Raw genomic sequence first — 18,921 nt, forward strand, 5'->3', positions numbered from 1 at the left:
GACACTTTCCTGGCTCAACAAAAAGGCGGCATTCAACTGCCGCTTTTTTGTGCCTGAAATTCGTCGCATTCCATGACCGTAAAGCTCACAATCGATTGCATGGGAGGCGACCACGGCCCGTCCGTGACCGTTCCCGCGGCAGTCAAGTTCGTCCGCGCGCATCCCGATGCGCACCTGATGCTCGTCGGCATCGAAAGCGCGATCCGCGCTCAGCTGAAAAAGCTGAAAGCCCTCGACGATCCCGCGCTGACCATCGTTCCCGCCACCGAAGTCGTGGCGATGGACGACCCTGTCGAAGTGGCGTTGCGCAAGAAGAAGGATTCTTCGATGCGCGTCGCACTCAACCACGTCAAGGAAGGCGCGGCGCAGGCCTGCATCTCCGCCGGCAATACCGGCGCGCTGATGGCCGTTTCCCGTTACGTACTCAAGACGCTGCCCGGCATCGAGCGGCCCGCGATCGCGTTCGCGCTGCCGAACCCGACCGGCTACACGATGATGCTGGACCTCGGCGCGAACGTCGACTGCGAGCCGCAGCACCTGCTGCAGTTCGCGGAAATGGGGCACGCACTCGTGGCGGCGCTCGAAGGCAAGGAGCGTCCGACGATCGGCCTGCTGAACATCGGCGAAGAGGTGATCAAGGGCAACGAGACGATCAAGCGCGCAGGCGAACTGCTGCGTGCCAGCACGCTCAATTTCCGCGGCAACGTCGAAGGCAACGACATCTACAAGGGCACGGTCGACGTGATCGTGTGCGACGGCTTCGTCGGCAACGTCGCGCTGAAGACGTCCGAGGGGCTCGCGCAGATGCTGTCGGACATCATCCGCGAGGAGTTCGGCCGTTCGCTGATGTCGAAGCTGATGGCGCTGCTCGCGCTGCCAGTCCTGATGCGTTTCAAGAAGCGCGTCGACCACCGCCAGTACAACGGCGCGGCGCTGCTGGGGCTGAAAAGCCTCGTGATCAAGAGCCACGGTTCGGCCGATGCCTACGCGTTTGAGTGGGCGATCAAACGCGGGTATGATGCCGTCAAAAACGGCGTGCTGGAGCGCCTCGCGCGCGCGATGGCGGATAATTCAGTGTCGCTCGGCGAAGGCGAGCACGACGCGGGCGGTGCGGGCCATGCAAGCCCTGCCGCAGGCCATCACGCCGACCCTTCCGCTGCGCAATCCTCTAAAGCATAAATGGCCCAATCGACTCTCTATTCCCGCGTGCTCGGCACGGGCAGCTACCTGCCGCCTGACCGCGTCACGAACCAGCAGTTGACCGATCGCCTTGCGAAGGAAGGCATCGAGACGAGCGATGAATGGATCGTTGCGCGCACGGGTATCCATGCGCGCCATTTCGCCGCACCCGACGTCACGACCAGCGATCTCGCGCTCGAGGCGTCGCGTCGCGCGATCGAGGCCGCCGGCATCGATCCGCAGTCGATCGACCTGATCATCGTCGCGACTTCGACCCCCGATTTCGTGTTCCCGAGCACCGCGTGCCTGCTGCAGAACAAGCTCGGCATCAAGAACGGCGGCGCGGCATTCGACGTGCAGGCCGTGTGCTCGGGCTTCGCGTACGCGATGGCGACGGCCGACAGCTTCATCCGCAGCGGCCAGCACCGCACGGCGCTCGTCGTCGGCGCGGAGACGTTCTCGCGCATTCTCGACTTCAAGGACCGCACGACCTGCGTGCTGTTCGGCGACGGCGCGGGCGCGGTGATCCTGTCCGCGTCGGAAGAGCCGGGCGTGCTCGGCAGCGCGCTGCACGCGGACGGCAGCTATTCGCACATCCTCTGCACGCCGGGCAACGTCAACCGCGGCGTGATCGAAGGCAGCGCGTTCCTGTACATGGACGGGCAGGCCGTGTTCAAGCTCGCGGTCAACGTGCTCGAGAAGGTCGCGATCGAGGCGCTCGCGAAGGCGAATCTCGCGCCCGAGCAGATCGACTGGCTGATTCCGCACCAGGCCAACATCCGCATCATGACCAGCACCTGCCGCAAGCTCGGCCTGCCGCAGGAGCGCATGGTCGTGACGGTCGACCAGCACGGCAACACATCGGCCGCGTCGATCCCGCTGGCGCTCGATACCGCGGTGCGCGACGGCCGCATCCAGCGCGGCCAGCACGTGCTGATCGAAGGCGTCGGCGGCGGCTTTACCTGGGGCGCGTCGGTCTTCCGCTACTGATCCGCGGTGCGCGACTGCTGCGCGCGGATCCCATCGGCGCGCCATTCGTGCGCGCCGTCCGAATCGATTCAATTGGGGACGATATGAAATTTGCATTCGTATTTCCGGGGCAGGGCTCGCAGGCGGTCGGCATGCTCAACGCATTCGCCGATCTGGCCGTCGTGCGCGAGACGCTCCAGGAAGCGTCCGATGCACTCAATCAGGATCTCGGCAAGCTGATCGCCGAAGGCCCGGCCGAAGAGCTGAACCTCACCACCAACACGCAGCCCGTGATGCTGACCGCAGCCTATGCGTGCTATCGCGCGTGGCAGCAGGCAGGCGGCCCGGCGCCGTCGATCGTCGCCGGCCACAGCCTCGGCGAATACACGGCGCTCGTCGCTGCCGGCGCGCTCGCGTTCAAGGACGCGGTGCCGCTCGTGCGCTTCCGTGCGCAGGCGATGCAGACGGCCGTGCCGGTCGGCCAGGGCGGCATGGCCGCGATCCTGGGCCTCGATGACGACACGGTGCGCGCGGTCTGCGCCGAAGCCGCGGAAGCGGGCGTCGTCGAAGCGGTGAACTTCAATGCACCCGCGCAGGTCGTTATCGCAGGCAACAAGGCCGCGGTCGAAAAGGCCTGCGAGATCGCGAAGGCGAAGGGCGCGAAGCGCGCACTGCCGCTGCCGGTGTCGGCGCCGTTCCATTCGTCGCTGCTCAAGCCGGCGTCGGACCAACTGCGCGACTATCTTGCGAACGTCGACGTCAAGGCGCCGCAAATTCCGGTCGTCAACAACATCGACGTCGCCGTGGTCAGCGATCCGGCTGCGATCAAGGATGCGCTGGTGCGCCAGGCCGCGGGCCCGGTGCGCTGGGTCGAATGCGTGCAGCACATCGCCGGCACGGGCGTCACGCACGTGATCGAATGCGGCCCGGGCAAGGTGCTCGCCGGCCTGACGAAGCGCATCGACGGCAACCTGACGGGCGCGTCGGTATTCGATCCGGCTTCGCTCGACGAAGCACTCAAGCTGGTGACCGCCTGACGCGGCGCCTTTTCTCAAGAGACGGATATTCGATTCATGGACAAGACTCTCGATAAACAGGTTGCGATCGTCACCGGCGCATCGCGCGGCATCGGCCGTTCGATCGCGCTCGAGCTCGCGCGCCTGGGTGCGACGGTGATCGGCACGGCGACGAGCGAATCGGGCGCCGCTGCGATTACCGCGGCGTTCGCGGAGGCGGGCGTCACGGGCCGCGGCGCGGTGCTGAACGTCAACGACGCGGCAGCCGCCGAGGCGCTGATCGACGCGACCGTGAAGGAATTCGGCGCGCTGAACGTGCTCGTCAACAACGCGGGCATCACGCAGGACCAGCTCGCGATGCGGATGAAGGACGAGGACTGGGACGCGGTGATCGACACCAACCTGAAGTCGGTGTTCCGCCTGTCGCGCGCGGTGCTGCGCCCGATGATGAAGGCGCGTGGCGGCCGCATCATCAACATCACGTCGGTGGTCGGCTCGGCCGGCAACCCGGGTCAGGTCAACTACGCGGCTGCGAAGGCCGGCGTGGCGGGCATGACGCGTGCGCTTGCACGTGAAATCGGCAGCCGCGGCATCACCGTGAACTGCGTGGCGCCGGGCTTCATCGACACCGACATGACGAAGACGCTGCCGGAAGAACAGCAGGCCGCGCTCAAGACCCAGATTCCGCTCGGCCGCCTCGGCAGCCCGGAAGACATCGCCCATGCCGTCGCGTTCCTCGCATCGCCGCAAGCCGGTTACATCACCGGTACGACGCTGCACGTGAACGGCGGCATGTACATGTCGTAACGATTTTCGTTTACCATCCGCGCCGTATCCCGTTTTTCAGGCGGACCGGCGCTTGATCGACCATCAAGCCAACGCGCGTTTTGGCGTCAGCAAACCTGATAAAATGCGCGCACTTGTAAATCTGAACTTTCCCTCGGAGGGGTAATGGACAACATCGAACAACGTGTCAAGAAGATCGTCGCTGAACAACTGGGCGTCGCGGAAGCCGAGATCAAGAACGAAGCTTCGTTCGTGAACGACCTGGGCGCCGACTCGCTCGACACGGTCGAACTGGTGATGGCTCTGGAAGACGAGTTCGGCATGGAAATCCCGGACGAAGAAGCAGAGAAGATCACGACCGTTCAGCAAGCGATCGACTACGCTCGCGCAAACGTCAAGGCGTAAGCGCCTTTCGCGCTTGTCCGCCACGTCGCCGCGATCTTCGCGATTGACGCGCCATCCTGCCGGCTTCGCGCCGGACGGACTAACAGCCACAGGGCTCGCAGGGCTGGTTCCTGTGGCCACTGTGGCTTTTGTTTTTGTCATCCAATAATGGAAAAGAGGTTACCGTGAGCCGCCGTCGTGTTGTTGTTACAGGCCTGGGGCTGATTTCGCCTGTTGGCAATAATGTTGCCGACGGCTGGGCCAATCTCGTCGCCGGCAAGTCCGGTATCGCCACCGTCACGAAGTTCGATGCGTCGAACCTCGCCTGCCATTTCGCGGGCGAAGTGAAGGGCTTCAGCGCCGAGGAGTACATCCCGGCGAAGGAAGCCCGGAGCATGGATACGTTCATCCATTACGGCATCGCCGCCGGCGTCCAGGCCATCAAGGACAGCGGGCTGGAAGTGAACGAAGCCAATGCGGAGCGCATCGGCGTGATGGTCGGTTCCGGCATCGGCGGCCTGCCGATGATCGAAGATACGCACCAGACCTACGTCGATCGTGGTCCGCGCCGGATTTCGCCATTCTTCGTGCCGGGTTCGATCATCAACATGATCTCGGGTCACCTGAGCATCATGTTCGGCCTGAAGGGCCCGAACCTCGCGGCCGTGACGGCCTGCACGACCGGCCTGCACAGCATCGGCCTCGCCGCGCGCCTGATCCAGGCCGGCGACGCCGACGTGATGGTTGCGGGCGGCGCCGAATCGACGGTGTCGCCGCTCGGCATCGGCGGTTTCGCGGCAGCGCGTGCGCTGTCGACCCGCAACGACGATCCGGCCAGCGCATCCCGTCCGTGGGACAGGGACCGCGACGGCTTCGTGCTGGGCGAGGGTGCCGGCGTGATGGTGCTCGAGGAGTACGAAGCGGCGAAGGCACGCGGCGCGAAGATCTACGCGGAAGTCTCGGGCTTCGGCATGACGGGCGACGCGTACCACATGACCGCGCCGAACATGGACGGCCCGCGCCGCTGCATGGTCGCGGCACTGCGCGACGCCGGCATGAACGCGGACGAGGTCCAGTACTTGAACGCGCACGGCACGTCGACGCCGCTGGGCGACAAGAACGAGTCCGACGCGGTGAAGGCGGCCTTCGGCGAGCATGCGTACAAGATCGTCGTGAACTCGACGAAGTCGATGACGGGCCACCTGCTGGGCGGCGCGGGCGGCCTCGAATCGGTGTTCACGGTGCTGGCGCTGCACAACAACGTGTCGCCGCCGACCATCAACATCTTCAACCAGGACCCGGAGTGCGATCTCGACTACTGCGCGAACACCGCGCGTGACATGAAGATCGACGTTGCCGTGAAGAACAACTTCGGCTTCGGCGGTACGAACGGCACGCTGGTGTTCAAGCGCGTCTGACGCCGTAATCGCTTGACGAGTCCATTCGATGCTCCGGCCGGGCGCCCGCAACGTTTTGCGTTGCGGGCCTCGGCCGTGTCGTATTTCGTGCTGGCCGTGTTCGTCGCGTCGGCTACCGCGTCGGCCTATCTGTTCTGGGCGCCGCGCGCGGGCGCGGCCGCCGGTGCAGGCGTGTCAGCCGTGACGGCCGCGCTGCTGGCCGTGTGCGCTGCGCGGGCCTGTGCCCGCCGGCTGCCGGCCGAGTTGCAGATCGACGCATTCGGGGAAATCGCGGCGTTTGGCCGCACCGGGCGCCTGCTGGCACGCGGCCGCGTGACGGGGCATGCGCACTGGAGCAGCCTGCTGCTGGTGCTGTCGGTCGGGCAGGGCGCCCGGCGGGCCCGGCCGCTGCTGATTCCGGCCGATGCGCTCGACGCCGCATCGTTCAGCGCGCTGTCCGTGCTGGCGAGAACGGCGGGCGCGGCGGGGCGGGTTTGACGGCGGCACGGTTACCTACCGTAACCAGCGGCCGGCGCGGGAACGCTACAATAGCGCTCCGCGTTGCATCCCTAGTTAACGGATTTGTCAGGTGAGTGAAAAAGAAATCGATCAGGCTCTGGTCGAGCGCGTACAGAAGGGCGACAAGGCAGCGTTCGAACTCCTGGTCTCCAAATACCACCGCAAGATCATTCGGCTGATTTCGCGCCTCGTGCGGGATCCCGCCGAGGTCGAGGATGTGGCCCAGGACGCGTTCATCAAGGCGTATCGTGCGCTGCCGCAATTCCGCGGCGAGTCGGCGTTCTATACGTGGTTGTACCGAATTGCCGTCAACACGGCGAAGAACTACCTTGCGACGCAAGGCCGCCGGGCGCCGACCTCGACGGAGGCCGATGCGGAGGAAGCGGAAACTTTCTCCGACGCAGACCAACTAAGGGATATCAACACGCCTGAGTCGATGTTGATGAGCAAGCAGATTGCCGAGACGGTCAACGCTGCCATGGCTCTGCTGCCCGAAGAACTGCGCCAGGCAATTACGCTGCGCGAGATCGAGGGCCTGAGCTACGAAGAGATCGCGGAAATGATGGGCTGTCCGATCGGGACGGTCCGGTCGCGGATCTTCCGCGCACGCGAGGCAATCGCTGCCAAATTGCGTCCGCTGCTCGATACGCCCGAAGGCAAGCGCTGGTAAGCGCGATGGGCGGAGCGACGCGGGTCGGGGTCTAGTTACGGTTAGAGTCGTGAAGTCACGACGGGGTGTGCAAGATGGGGAGCATCATGGGGTCGGTCAATACGCAGTCGCAAGCGTGCTCGCGCGGCGAGCGCCTTTCCGCGCTGGTCGACGGCGAAATGTTCGAGGGCCCGGACAACGGGCAGTTTCTGGCTGAGCTCAACCGCGCGGATCGCGCTGCGTGGGCCCATTACCACCTGATCGGCGATGCGCTGCGCTCGGACGAGCTCGCGCTGTCGCCCGCGCTGAGCGTGGCGTTCACGGCGCGCATGTCGGCTGCGCTCGAAAGCGAGCCGCACCTGCTCGCGCCGGCGGCCGCGCCCGTCGCGCGCAAGCTGCTGTCGCTGCGCCGGCGCGTCGTGCCCGCGTTCGCGGTTGCTGCCGCGGCGGCCACGCTGACGTGGATCGTCGTCCCGCAAATGCAGACGGCCGGGGCCCCGGGCGCCGTCCAGGTCGCGTCGGCCGGTGCGCCGCAAGGCGGCAACCTGCAGCGCGTGACGGTTGCGCAGGCATCGGCCCAGCCGGGCCTGCAGGACGTCAACATCATTCGCGACGCCAGCCTCGACCAATACCTTGAAGCGCACCAGCAATTCGCGCAGCAGCCCGTCGTCACGGGTTCGATGCCGCTGATCCGCGCTGCCGTGACCACCACGCCAGGCCAATAAACCCGATGCGGACATTGCAGTTGAATCACGCCATCTCCGGATGGAAGCGGCTGCCGGCCCTCCTGCTTTGCGCAGCCGCCCTGTTGTCCGTTCAATCCCTTCCTGCCAGCGCCCAGCAACCGGACGATCCCGTCGCGACCCGCAAGGGTGCCGCCGACTGGCTCGACCGTGTCCAGCAAGCGGCGCAGCAGCAGAGTTACGAAGGCACGTTCGTCTACCAGCGCGGCGGGTATGTGCAGTCGTCGCGCATCGCGCACGTCGCGTCCCGCGACGGCGAGTTCGAGCGCATCGAGACGCTCGACGGCAAGCCGCGCAGGCTTCTGCGACATAACGACGAGCTGTACACGTTCGTGCCCGAGCGCAAGCTGTGCGTGGTCGAGCGCCGTCAGACGCGCGACTCGTTCCCCGCGCTGCTCGGCGCGAGCGGCGAGCACGTGATGTCCGTCTACGACGCGAAGTCGCTCGGCAAGGACCGCGTGGCAGGGATCGACGCGCAGGTCGTCGAACTCGTGCCGAAGGATGCGTACCGCTTCACGTACAAGCTGTGGGCCGACGCGCGCACGGGGCTGCTGCTGCGCTCGCAGACGCTCGATGCGAACGATCACGTGCTCGAGCAGATCGCGTTCTCGCAACTGCAGACGGGCGGCGCAAGCGGCGACAAGGCCGCGATCGCGGCCGGCATGCGCAACCTGAACGGCTGGACGGTCGTGCGGCCGCCGGTCGCGACGGTCGACATGGAAGCGCAGGGCTGGCAGCTCGCCCCGAGCGTGGCCGGTTTCCAGAAGATTCGTGAAGTGCGCCGGCCGATGGCCGCGCGCGACGCGGGCGAGCCGCCGATCCCGGTCGATCAGGCCGTCTTCACCGACGGTCTCGCGACGATCTCGGTGTTCATCGAGCCGGCCGAAAAGAATACGCGCAAGGAAGGCGCGGGCAGCACCGGTGCAACGAACGTTCTCGTGAAGCGCCGTGGCGACTACTGGATCACCGTACTCGGAGAAGTGCCGCCGGCTACGTTGCAGCAGTTCGCGTCTGCCATAGAATACAAGGCTTCCAAGTAACGCTACGGCTTCCGACATGACGAAACTCACGCTGCGCAAAGTGCTCGCGGCGGCGGCGCTGTGTGCCTGCCTGCCGCTCGTCCCGCAAACCGCGGTCGCTGTCACGCCTCCCGCTGCCAGCCTTCCCGATTTCGCCGATCTCGTCGAAAAGGTCGGCCCTGCGGTCGTGAACATCCGGACCACCGCGAACGTGCCGGTACCCGGCCCGCGCGGCGTGCTTCCGCCGGGCTTCGACAACGGCGACATGTCGGAATTCTTCCGCCGCTTTTTCGGCATTCCGCTGCCGCAGGCGCCGGGCAACGGTAGCGGCAATGGCGGCGGCAATCCGAAGAACGCGCCGACGCCGGACAATCCGCCCGACACCGAACAGAATCGCGGCGTCGGCTCGGGCTTCATCGTGTCGGCCGACGGCTACGTGATGACCAATGCGCACGTCGTCGACGATGCGGACACCATCTACGTGACGCTGACCGACAAGCGCGAATTCAAGGCGAAGCTGATCGGCGTCGACGATCGCACGGACGTCGCGGTCGTCAAGATCCAGGCGTCGAACCTGCCGGTCGTCGCGATCGGCGATTCGAACAAGGTGCGCGTCGGCGAGTGGGTCGTCGCGATCGGTTCGCCGTTCGGCCTCGACAACACGGTCACGGCCGGCATCGTCAGCTCGAAGAGCCGCAATACGGGTGACTACCTGCCGTTCATCCAGACCGACGTTGCCGTGAACCCCGGCAACTCGGGCGGCCCGCTCATCAACATGCAGGGCGAGGTGATCGGCATCAACTCGCAGATCTACAGTCGTACCGGCGGCTTCATGGGCATCTCGTTCGCGATTCCGATCGACGAGGCGATGCGCGTGGCCGACCAGTTGAAGGCGACGGGCAAGGTCACGCGCGGCCGGATCGCGGTGGCGATCGGCGAGGTGACGAAGGACGTGGCCGATTCGATCGGGTTGCCGAAGGCCGAGGGCGCGCTCGTCAGCAGCGTCGAGCCGGGTGGCCCGGCCGACAAGGCGGGTATCCAGCCGGGCGACATCATCCTGAAGTTCAATGGTCGTTCGGTCGACGCGGCGTCGGATCTGCCGCGCATGGTCGGTGACACGAAGCCCGGCACGAAGGCGACGGTCAGCGTATGGCGCAAGGGTCAGGCACGCGATCTGCCGATCACGATCGCGGAAACACCGGCCGAAACGACGGCAAAGGCCGAGCAGCGCAAGAACGCGCCGCAGAAGCCGCGCCAGACCAATTCGCTCGGTCTGACGGTCAGCGACCTGACGGCGGAGCAGATGAAGACGCTGAAGCTGAAGAACGGCGTGCAGATCGACGGCGTCGACGGCCCGGCCGCCCGTGCGGGCCTGCAGCGCGGTGACATCGTGCTGCGCGTCGGCGACACCGACATCACGAACGCGAAGCAGTTCGCCGACGTGACCGCGCAGCTCGATCCGCAGAAGGCGGTCGCGGTGCTCGTGCGGCGTGGCGACAACACGCAATTCGTGCCCGTGCGGCCGCGCCAGAAGTAACGCGCCGATGTTCACGCTTTACGGCCGCGGCTGGTGCCACCTGTGCGACGACATGCGCGACGCACTGGCGCCGGTGGCGGCCGAATTCGGCGTCGCGGTCGATTACGTCGACATCGACACCGATGCGGCGCTCGTCGCCCGCTACGACGAGGACGTGCCCGTGCTGTTGCTGGACGGGGCGGAGGTATGCCGCCACCGGTTCGACGACGCGCGGGTGCGCGACGCGCTGGCGGCCCGGCGCCGAGCCTGACCTGCCGCGGGTGCGCGTCGTTTCGCACGGGGCTTGGCCCGCCGGGCGCCCCCCCCGGCGACCACCGCCCGGCCCGGCGTAGGAAATACCGCCCGGCAAAGGCCTTTTCGGCTAAAATAAGCTGTTTTTTCACCGACTTACACAAGGCGTGCTCTGCAGTCGTCGAGCGCGCCTTTTTCGCTTGATCGGCACTGAATGGATCATATTCGCAATTTCTCGATCATCGCGCACATCGACCATGGCAAGTCGACGCTCGCGGATCGCATCATCCAGGTATGCGGCGGCCTCGCCGACCGTGAAATGGAAGCGCAGGTGCTCGACTCGATGGATATCGAGCGCGAGCGCGGCATCACGATCAAGGCGCAGACTGCCGCGCTGTCCTATCGCGCGCGCGACGGCAAGGTCTACAACCTGAACCTGATCGACACGCCGGGGCATGTCGACTTCTCGTACGAAGTCAGCCGTTCGCTGTCCGCGTGCGAAGGCGCGTTGCTGGTCGTCGATGCGAGCCAGGGCGTCGAGGCGCAAACCGTCGCGAACTGCTACACGGCGATCGAGCTCGGCGTCGAGGTCGTTCCGGTGCTGAACAAGATCGACCTGCCGGCCGCGAACCCCGAGAACGCGATCGAGGAGATCGAGGACGTGATCGGCATCGACGCGACCGACGCGACGCGTTGCAGCGCGAAGACGGGCCTCGGCGTCGAGGACGTGCTCGAGTCGCTGATCGCGAAGGTGCCGCCGCCGAAGGGCGACCCGGCCGCGCCGCTGCAGGCGCTCATCATCGACTCGTGGTTCGACAACTACGTCGGCGTCGTGATGCTGGTGCGTATCGTCAACGGCACGCTGCGCCCGAAGGACAAGATCAAGATGATGGCGACCGGCGCGCAGTATCCGGTCGAGCACATCGGCGTGTTCACGCCGAAGTCGCGCAACCTCGAATCGCTGTCGGCGGGGCAGGTGGGCTTCATCATCGCGGGCATCAAGGAACTGACGGCCGCGAAGGTCGGCGATACCGTCACCCACGTGTCCAAGGCCGCCACCGAGCCGCTGCCGGGCTTCAAGGAAGTGAAGCCGCAGGTGTTCGCGGGGCTGTATCCGGTCGAGGCGAACCAGTACGACGCGCTGCGCGAATCGCTCGAGAAGCTGAAGCTGAACGACGCATCGCTGCAGTACGAGCCGGAAGTGTCGCAGGCGCTCGGCTTCGGTTTCCGCTGCGGCTTCCTCGGGTTGCTGCACATGGAAATCGTGCAGGAGCGGCTCGAGCGCGAGTTCGACATGGATCTCATCACGACCGCACCGACGGTCGTCTACGAGGTCGTGCAGAGCGACGGCTCGACGATCAAGGTCGAGAACCCGGCGAAGATGCCGGAGCCCGGCCGTATCGCCGAAGTCCGCGAGCCGATCGTCACCGTGAACCTGTACATGCCGCAGGATTACGTGGGCTCGGTGATCACGCTGTGCGAGCAGAAGCGCGGCTCGCAGATCAACATGCAGTATCACGGCCGCCAGGTGCAGCTCACGTACGAGATCCCGATGGCCGAGATCGTGCTCGACTTTTTCGATCGCCTGAAGTCGGTGTCGCGCGGCTATGCGTCGATGGACTACGAGTTCAAGGAATACCGTTCGTCGGACGTCGTGAAGGTCGACATGCTGATCAACGGCGACAAGGTCGATGCGCTGTCGGTCATCGTGCACCGTTCGCAGTCGCAATATCGCGGCCGCGAAGTGGCCGCGAAGATGCGCGAGATCATCCCGCGCCAGATGTACGACGTGGCGATTCAGGCCGCGATCGGCGCGCACATCGTCGCGCGCGAGAACATCAAGGCGCTGCGCAAGAACGTGCTCGCGAAGTGCTACGGCGGTGACATCACGCGAAAGAAGAAGCTGCTCGAAAAGCAGAAGGAAGGCAAGAAACGAATGAAGCAGGTGGGTTCGGTCGAGATCCCGCAGGAAGCGTTCCTTGCGATCTTGCGCGTCGAAGACAAATAACAGGACTGATCCTTTTATGAATTTTGCGCTGATTCTTTTTGTGCTCGTCATCTTGACGGGCGTAGCGTGGGTGCTGGACAAACTGGTGTTCCTGCCGCAGCGTCGCAAGGCGGCCGACTCGGCGATCGAGGAGTTCGATCGCCAGCAGTCGCGCATCGACAAGCGCTTCGCGGATGAAAACGCGGTGCAGACGCGTTCGAAGCTGCGTGACGAGAAGTTGCGCCAGCCGTGGTGGCTCGAGTACACGGCGAGCTTCTTCCCGGTGATCCTGGCGGTGTTCGTCGTGCGTTCGTTCGTCGTCGAGCCGTTCAAGATTCCGTCGGGCTCGATGGTGCCGACGCTGCTCGTCGGCGATTTCATCCTCGTCAACAAGTTCGAATACGGGCTGCGCCTGCCGGTCACGAACACGAAGATCACGCAGGGCAGCCCGCTGTCGCGCGGCGACGTCGTCGTGTTCCGTTATCCGAAGGACGAGTCGGTCGACTACATCAAGCGCGTGATCGGCCTGCCGGGCGATACCGTCGCGTACCAGGACAAGCAGCTCACGATCAATGGCCAGCCGGTGCCCGAAACGCCGCTGCCCGATTTCTTCGACGACGAGCGCCAGAATTACGCGAAGCAGTTCGAGGAAACGATCGGCAACAAGAAGAACGCGATCCTCAACAACCCGGCCGTGCCGCCGTTCGTGATGGGCGCATACGACTATCCGTTTCGCGACAACTGCACGTACAACAGCCGCGGTGTGATCTGCAAGGTGCCGCCCGGTCACTACTTCATGATGGGCGACAACCGCGACAACAGTGCGGACAGCCGCTACTGGGGTTTCGTGCCGGACCAGAACATCGTCGGCCGCGCGTTCTTCATCTGGATGAACTTCAGCGACCTGAAGCGCATCGGTTCCTTCAACTGATCGCAATCGACTCACTCGCACTACGCGACGCACGGGCCGCGTCGCGTATTGCCGAACTACTTTAAGAACCGGCGGTAACACCGCCTCGTCACGCCTTTTCGCGTCCGGCCGTGCCGTTTCGGCCCGACCGGGCGCCCGCGTTATACTCCTGCACATGCCCTCATCCCAGTTGGAAAGCCGGCTGCGCTACGAATTTCGCAATGCGGAATTGTTGCGCCAGGCTTTGACCCATCGCAGTCACAGTGCCACGCACAACGAACGGCTCGAGTTTCTCGGCGACTCCGTTCTGAATTGCGCGGTGGCCGCCCTTTTGTTCCAGCGTTTCGGCAAGCTGGACGAAGGCGATCTGTCGCGCGTACGCGCCAACCTCGTCAAACAGCAGTCGCTGTACGAAATTGCTCAGGCCCTGAATATCTCGGACGGACTGCGGCTCGGCGAGGGCGAGCTGCGCAGCGGCGGGTTCCGCCGCCCGTCGATCCTCGCGGACGCGTTCGAAGCCATCATCGGGGCCGTGTTCCTCGATGGCGGCTTCGAAGCCGCCCAAGGGGTCATCAAGCGCCTCTATATCCCGATTCTCGACCACATCGATCCGCGCACGCTCGGCAAGGACGCGAAGACGCTGCTGCAGGAATACCTGCAGGGGCACAAGATCGCGCTGCCGACCTACACGGTGGTGGCGACGCATGGTGCGGCGCACAATCAGCAATTCGAAGTCGAATGCACGGTGCCGAAGCTCGACGTGAAGGTGTCGGGCTCCGGTGCGAGCCGGCGCGCAGCCGAGCAGGCTGCCGCGAAGAAGGCGCTCGATGAAGTGATGGCGGCCGCGCCGATGCTGGCCGCGAAGCCGAAGCGCTCGAAAAACGCGCGCGGGTCGAAGCATGTCGAACCCGAAATCGTGCCGGGCGTGAAGGGCGTGCAGGAAGCGCTCGACCTGCGCTCGCCGGAGCGGAAGGAACGCGCGGCGGCGCGCGAGGCGAGGGCGGCCGGTGCGGCGCCTGCGGCCACCGCTGCGACCGGTACCGAGCCGGCCGCGGCGCCGATGGCCGCGATTCGCGCGGCGCATGTCGACGCGGCTGCGGAAAAGGGCGAACGGGCGGCGAAGCCGGCGGCCGACAAGCCTGGCGACAAGCCGGCCGAGCGAGCCGACAAGGCCGCGGAGAAGCCCGCGGAAGCCGTGCCCGCTGCACGCGCAGCCGACAAGCCGGCTGGCCAGTCCGCCGATCCGGCATCGTCGTCCGCCGACAAGTCTTCCGCCGGTACCGACCCCGCTTCGCGTGCGGCTGCGCGCACACGCGACGCCGCGGCACCGGATTCCGAGACGCCGCCGGGCGGCGCGAGCCTCGCCGCTGCGCAGGCGCGCGTGGCCGATGCCGACCACTGAATTGCCCATCGATCGTGCCGCGCGCCGCGCGGCCGTTTCCGAACCTGTCTCCCAAACGATATGAACACTCCCGCTCCTACCGGTTTCCGTTGCGGCATGATCGCGATCGTGGGCCGCCCGAACGTCGGCAAGTCGACGTTGATGAACGCACTCGTCGGCCAGAAGATCAGCATCACGTCGCGCAAGGCGCAGACGACCCGCCACCGCATTACCGGCATCAATACGTTCGACGACGCGCAATTCGTGTTCGTCGACACGCCGGGTTTCCAGACCCGCCACAGCACCGCGCTGAACCGTTCGCTGAACCGCGCGGTCACGTCGACGCTGACGTCGGTCGACGTGATCCTGTTCGTGATCGAGGCCGGCCGCTTCGGCCCCGACGACCAGAAGGTGCTCGACCTGATTCCGCCTGGCATGCCGACGCTGCTGATCGCGAACAAGATCGACCGCGTGAACGACAAGGCCACGCTGTTCCCGTTCATGCAGGAGGTGAGCGAGCTGCGCGAATTCACCGAGCTCGTGCCGCTGTCGGCGCAGAAACCGGAAGACATCAAGCGCCTGCTGGACACGATCAAGCCATACCTGCCGGAAGGCGAGCCGATCTACGGCGAGGACGAGCTGACCGACCGCAGCTCGCGTTTTCTCGCAGCTGAAATCCTGCGCGAGAAGGTGTTCCGCTGGACCGGCGACGAACTGCCGTACACGAGCACCGTGCTGATCGACAAGTTCGAGGAGGAAGGGCGCCTGAAGCGCATCTTCGCGACGATCCTCGTCGAGCGCGATTCGCACAAGGCGATGGTGATCGGCAAGAAGGGCGAGAAGCTCAAGCAGATCAGCACCGAGGCGCGGATGGACATGGAGAAGCTGTTCGACGGCCCGGTGTATCTCGAGACCTTCGTGAAGGTGAAGAGCGGCTGGGCCGACAACGAGGCAGGGCTGCGCGCCTATGGGTACGAATGACGCGCTGACGTCGACTGAAGACGCGGTGACGGCCGGCGCGAACGACGCGCCGCTGCCGGCACCGCCTGAACCGCCGCGCAAGGCGCGGCGCGCGACGTCACGCACGTCCGATTTCCGCGTCGCGGAGCAGCCGGCATACGTGCTGCACAGTTATCCGTATCGGGAAACGAGCCTGATCATCGACGTGCTGACGCGTGATCATGGCCGGCTTGCGCTCGTCGCGAAGGGCGCGAAGCGCCCGCACTCCGCGCTGCGCGGCGTACTGCAGACCTTCCAGCCGCTGCTGCTGTCCTGGTCCGGCAAATCCGAGGTGCGCACGCTGACGGGCGCCGAGTGGGTCGGCGGGATGCTGCCGCTCGGCGGCGACGGGCTCTTGTGCGGCTTCTACGCGAACGAGCTGCTCGTGAAATTCTGCGCACGCGAAGATCCCCAGCCGCCGCTCTTCAATCATTACGTGCTGACCCTCACGCGCCTCGCGCACGGCGAACCCGCGGTGCAGGTGCTGCGCTCGTTCGAGCGCGTGCTGCTGCGCGAGACCGGCTACGCGATGGCGCTGAACCGCACGGTCGCGCGCCGCGCGGTCGAGCCCGATCGTCGCTACGTGTTCGATCCCGAGCGTGGCGTGCGCAACGCGGACGACGAAGTCCCGTCGCATTGGCCGGTCATTTCCGGACAGACGTTGCTCGACATGGAGCAGGACGATTACCATCGAGCCCAGACGGTTGCGCAAAGCAAGACGCTGATGCGCTTCCTGCTGAACACCTATCTCGGCGGTACGCCGCTTGCCACGCGTCAGATCCTGATCGACCTGCAAAACCTATGAGTTTCTTCCTGACAACGCCCACCGCCATCGACCTCGGCGTCAACATCGACCACGTCGCGACGCTGCGCAATGTGCGCGGCACGACCTATCCCGATCCGATCCGCGCGGCGCTCGCCGCCGAAGAAGCCGGTGCGGATGCGATCACGCTGCACCTGCGCGAGGATCGCCGCCACATCGTCGATGCGGATGTGCGCAAGCTGCGTCCGCTGCTGAAGACGCGCATGAATCTCGAATGCGCGGTGACGGCCGAGATGCTCGATATCGCCTGCGAAGTGCGTCCGCACGACGCGTGCCTCGTGCCCGAGAAGCGCGAGGAACTGACGACCGAAGGCGGTCTCGATGTCGCCGGCCACTTCGAGGCCGTGCGTGCGGCATGCAAGCAGCTTGCCGACGTGGGTGTGCGCGTGTCGCTGTTCATCGACCCGGACGAGACGCAGATCCGTGCCGCACACGAAGCGGGCGCGCCGGTGATCGAGCTGCATACGGGCCGTTACGCGGAAGCGCACGACGAAGCCGAGCAGCAGCGCGAATACGAACGCATCGTCGCGGGCGTTCAGGCGGGCGCGCAGCTCGGCCTGAAGGTCAATGCCGGTCACGGCCTGCACTACACGAACGTGCAGCAGATCGCCGCGATCGACGGCATCGTCGAACTGAACATCGGCCACGCGATCGTCGCGCACGCGATTTTCGCGGGCTGGGACAACGCGGTGCGCGAAATGAAGGCGATCATGGTCGCCGCACGCGTTGCCGCGCTGCATGGCGGCGCGCGCTGAAGATGACATGCCACCGCGCGTCGCGCGTCATGCCTGACCCGGCCCGGCCGGGTCGTACCGGCGCGTACTGACATGGCGATCTACGGCATCGGTACCGACATCGCCCAGGTGAGCCGCATCGCGGCCGTGCTCGAACGCACGGGCGGCCGGTTTGCCGAGAAGGTGCTGGGCCCGGACGAGCTGCGCGTGTTCCATGCGCGCCGCGCCCGCTCCGAGGCGCGCGGCATCGCGTTCCTCGCGACGCGCTTTTCCGCGAAGGAAGCGTTCTCGAAGGCGATCGGCCTCGGCATGCACTGGCCGATGACGTGGCGTGCGCTGCAGACCCTCAACCACCCGAGCGGCGAGCCGTACGTGGTCGCATCGGGCGAGCTGGCCGACTGGCTGGCGGCCCGTGGCATCACGGCGCGCGTGACGGTCAGCGACGAACGCGACTATGCGGTGTCGTTCGTGGTCGCCGAGACGGACGCCGCGCCTGCACCTGTTTCCCGAACCTCCTCCTGACGGAATACCCGATTCGATGAAAACGACTCCCGGCCCGGTCATGCTCGACGTCGTCGGCACGGCCCTGTCGCGCGACGATGCGCGGCGCCTCGCGCATCCGAATACCGGCGGCGTGATCCTGTTCGCGCGGCACTTCCAGAACCGCGCGCAACTGACCGCGCTGACCGACTCGATCCGCGCGGTGCGCGAAGACATCCTGATCGCCGTCGATCACGAAGGCGGGCGCGTGCAGCGTTTCCGCACCGACGGCTTCACGGTGCTGCCCGCGATGCGCCGCCTGGGCGAGCTGTGGGATCGCGACGTGCTGCTCGCGACGAAGGTCGCCACGGCCGTCGGCTACGTCCTGGCCGCCGAGCTGCGCGCGTGCGGGATCGACATGAGCTTCACACCCGTGCTCGACCTCGACTACGGGCACTCGAAAGTGATCGGCGATCGCGCGTTCCATCGCGATCCACGCGTCGTCACGCTGCTCGCGAAGAGCCTGAACCACGGGCTGTCGCTCGCCGGGATGGCGAACTGCGGCAAGCATTTCCCGGGGCACGGCTTCGCGGAGGCCGACTCGCACGTCGCGTTGCCGACCGACGACCGTACGCTCGACGCGATCCTCAAGCAGGACGTCGCACCGTACGACTGGCTCGGTTTGTCGCTGTCCGCGGTGATTCCCGCACACGTGATCTACACGCAGGTCGACAAGCGGCCGGCCGGTTTCTCGCGCGTGTGGCTGCAGGACATCCTGCGCGGACGGCTCGGCTTCACGGGCGCGATCTTCAGCGACGACCTGTCGATGGAAGCCGCGCGCGAAGGCGGCACGCTCACGCAGGCGGCCGACGCCGCGCTCGCGGCCGGTTGCGACATGGTGCTCGTCTGCAACCAGCCGGACGCGGCCGAGGTCGTGCTGAACGGGCTGAAAGCGCGGGCCACGGACGAGTCGGTGCGACGTATCAAGCGGATGCGTGGGCGCGGCAAGGCGCTCAAGTGGGACAAGCTGATCGCGCAGCCCGAGTATCTGCAGGCGCAGGCGCTGTTGAGCAGCGCACTGGCCTGAGCGGGGAGGGGATGGCGCGCCCCGCGCCGTTCCGGTTACCGAAACAAAAAGCCGCGCAATCGCGCGGCTTTTTCATGGATTACTGCTGGTG

20 protein-coding genes are annotated in these 18,921 nt (G+C 65.9%); all 20 read left to right on the plus strand.

Annotation, left to right across the window (positions count from 1 at the left end):
• The first annotated feature begins 72 nt into the window (after positions 1 to 72).
• The 20 genes from plsX to nagZ all read left to right on the plus strand — a co-directional run bounded on the left by plsX (position 73) and on the right by nagZ (position 18,830).
• Entirely contained in the window at positions 73 to 1,179 is a 1,107-nt protein-coding gene (plsX, locus tag QZM35_RS22075) for a phosphate acyltransferase PlsX (protein WP_089424847.1), read from the plus strand.
• Positions 1,180 to 2,169 carry a beta-ketoacyl-ACP synthase III gene (locus tag QZM35_RS22080; protein WP_027788011.1) on the plus strand — a complete coding sequence of 330 codons (990 nt, stop codon included), beginning with the start codon at positions 1,180 to 1,182 and terminating at the stop codon, positions 2,167 to 2,169.
• Between the two features lie 83 nt (positions 2,170 to 2,252).
• Positions 2,253 to 3,185, plus strand: a complete 933-nt coding sequence (gene fabD / locus QZM35_RS22085; protein ID WP_059695440.1) for an ACP S-malonyltransferase — start codon at positions 2,253 to 2,255, stop codon at positions 3,183 to 3,185.
• 36 nt (positions 3,186 to 3,221) lie between these two features.
• Complete coding sequence (fabG, locus tag QZM35_RS22090) at positions 3,222 to 3,971, plus strand: 3-oxoacyl-ACP reductase FabG (RefSeq protein ID WP_006476504.1); 750 nt, start codon at positions 3,222 to 3,224, stop codon at positions 3,969 to 3,971.
• Between the two features lie 144 nt (positions 3,972 to 4,115).
• Complete coding sequence (acpP, locus tag QZM35_RS22095) at positions 4,116 to 4,355, plus strand: acyl carrier protein (RefSeq protein WP_004197638.1); 240 nt, start codon at positions 4,116 to 4,118, stop codon at positions 4,353 to 4,355.
• Between the two features lie 164 nt (positions 4,356 to 4,519).
• Entirely contained in the window at positions 4,520 to 5,752 is a 1,233-nt protein-coding gene (gene fabF / locus QZM35_RS22100) for a beta-ketoacyl-ACP synthase II (RefSeq protein ID WP_089424849.1), read from the plus strand.
• A gap of 12 nt (positions 5,753 to 5,764) precedes the next feature.
• Positions 5,765 to 6,229 carry a hypothetical protein gene (locus tag QZM35_RS22105; protein WP_301776768.1) on the plus strand — a complete coding sequence of 155 codons (465 nt, stop codon included), beginning with the start codon at positions 5,765 to 5,767 and terminating at the stop codon, positions 6,227 to 6,229.
• 91 nt (positions 6,230 to 6,320) lie between these two features.
• The gene (gene rpoE / locus QZM35_RS22110; RefSeq protein WP_006490873.1) at positions 6,321 to 6,920 is read left to right on the plus strand and encodes an RNA polymerase sigma factor RpoE; all 600 of its coding nucleotides are present in this window, start codon (positions 6,321 to 6,323) and stop codon (positions 6,918 to 6,920) included.
• 86 nt (positions 6,921 to 7,006) lie between these two features.
• Positions 7,007 to 7,624: a sigma-E factor negative regulatory protein gene (locus tag QZM35_RS22115; protein ID WP_089424851.1), complete on the plus strand. Its 618-nt coding sequence runs from the start codon at positions 7,007 to 7,009 to the stop codon at positions 7,622 to 7,624.
• A 5-nt stretch (positions 7,625 to 7,629) separates the two neighbouring features.
• Positions 7,630 to 8,682, plus strand: coding sequence for a MucB/RseB C-terminal domain-containing protein (locus QZM35_RS22120; RefSeq protein WP_174974916.1), 1,053 nt, complete (start codon positions 7,630 to 7,632; stop codon positions 8,680 to 8,682).
• A gap of 16 nt (positions 8,683 to 8,698) precedes the next feature.
• Entirely contained in the window at positions 8,699 to 10,198 is a 1,500-nt protein-coding gene (locus tag QZM35_RS22125; protein ID WP_089424852.1) for a DegQ family serine endoprotease, read from the plus strand.
• Between the two features lie 7 nt (positions 10,199 to 10,205).
• Entirely contained in the window at positions 10,206 to 10,448 is a 243-nt protein-coding gene (locus QZM35_RS22130) for a glutaredoxin family protein (RefSeq protein ID WP_089424853.1), read from the plus strand.
• Between the two features lie 195 nt (positions 10,449 to 10,643).
• Complete coding sequence (lepA, locus tag QZM35_RS22135) at positions 10,644 to 12,437, plus strand: translation elongation factor 4 (RefSeq protein WP_089424854.1); 1,794 nt, start codon at positions 10,644 to 10,646, stop codon at positions 12,435 to 12,437.
• A gap of 16 nt (positions 12,438 to 12,453) precedes the next feature.
• Positions 12,454 to 13,347: a signal peptidase I gene (gene lepB, locus QZM35_RS22140; RefSeq protein WP_027788005.1), complete on the plus strand. Its 894-nt coding sequence runs from the start codon at positions 12,454 to 12,456 to the stop codon at positions 13,345 to 13,347.
• A gap of 154 nt (positions 13,348 to 13,501) precedes the next feature.
• Positions 13,502 to 14,728: a ribonuclease III gene (gene rnc / locus QZM35_RS22145; protein ID WP_089424855.1), complete on the plus strand. Its 1,227-nt coding sequence runs from the start codon at positions 13,502 to 13,504 to the stop codon at positions 14,726 to 14,728.
• A gap of 60 nt (positions 14,729 to 14,788) precedes the next feature.
• The gene (era, locus tag QZM35_RS22150) at positions 14,789 to 15,688 is read left to right on the plus strand and encodes a GTPase Era (RefSeq protein ID WP_089424856.1); all 900 of its coding nucleotides are present in this window, start codon (positions 14,789 to 14,791) and stop codon (positions 15,686 to 15,688) included.
• Positions 15,675 to 16,511 carry a DNA repair protein RecO gene (gene recO / locus QZM35_RS22155; RefSeq protein WP_011351416.1) on the plus strand — a complete coding sequence of 279 codons (837 nt, stop codon included), beginning with the start codon at positions 15,675 to 15,677 and terminating at the stop codon, positions 16,509 to 16,511. Before era ends, recO begins: the two co-directional genes overlap by 14 nt.
• Positions 16,508 to 17,284 carry a pyridoxine 5'-phosphate synthase gene (gene pdxJ, locus QZM35_RS22160; RefSeq protein ID WP_046545252.1) on the plus strand — a complete coding sequence of 259 codons (777 nt, stop codon included), beginning with the start codon at positions 16,508 to 16,510 and terminating at the stop codon, positions 17,282 to 17,284. Before recO ends, pdxJ begins: the two co-directional genes overlap by 4 nt.
• A gap of 72 nt (positions 17,285 to 17,356) precedes the next feature.
• Positions 17,357 to 17,785: a holo-ACP synthase gene (gene acpS, locus QZM35_RS22165; protein ID WP_011351418.1), complete on the plus strand. Its 429-nt coding sequence runs from the start codon at positions 17,357 to 17,359 to the stop codon at positions 17,783 to 17,785.
• A gap of 16 nt (positions 17,786 to 17,801) precedes the next feature.
• Positions 17,802 to 18,830, plus strand: coding sequence for a beta-N-acetylhexosaminidase (gene nagZ / locus QZM35_RS22170; RefSeq protein ID WP_174974920.1), 1,029 nt, complete (start codon positions 17,802 to 17,804; stop codon positions 18,828 to 18,830).
• The last annotated feature ends 91 nt before the right edge of the window (positions 18,831 to 18,921 follow it).

This window comes from Burkholderia sp. AU45274, assembly GCF_030482505.1.
Lineage (GTDB): Bacteria > Pseudomonadota > Gammaproteobacteria > Burkholderiales > Burkholderiaceae > Burkholderia.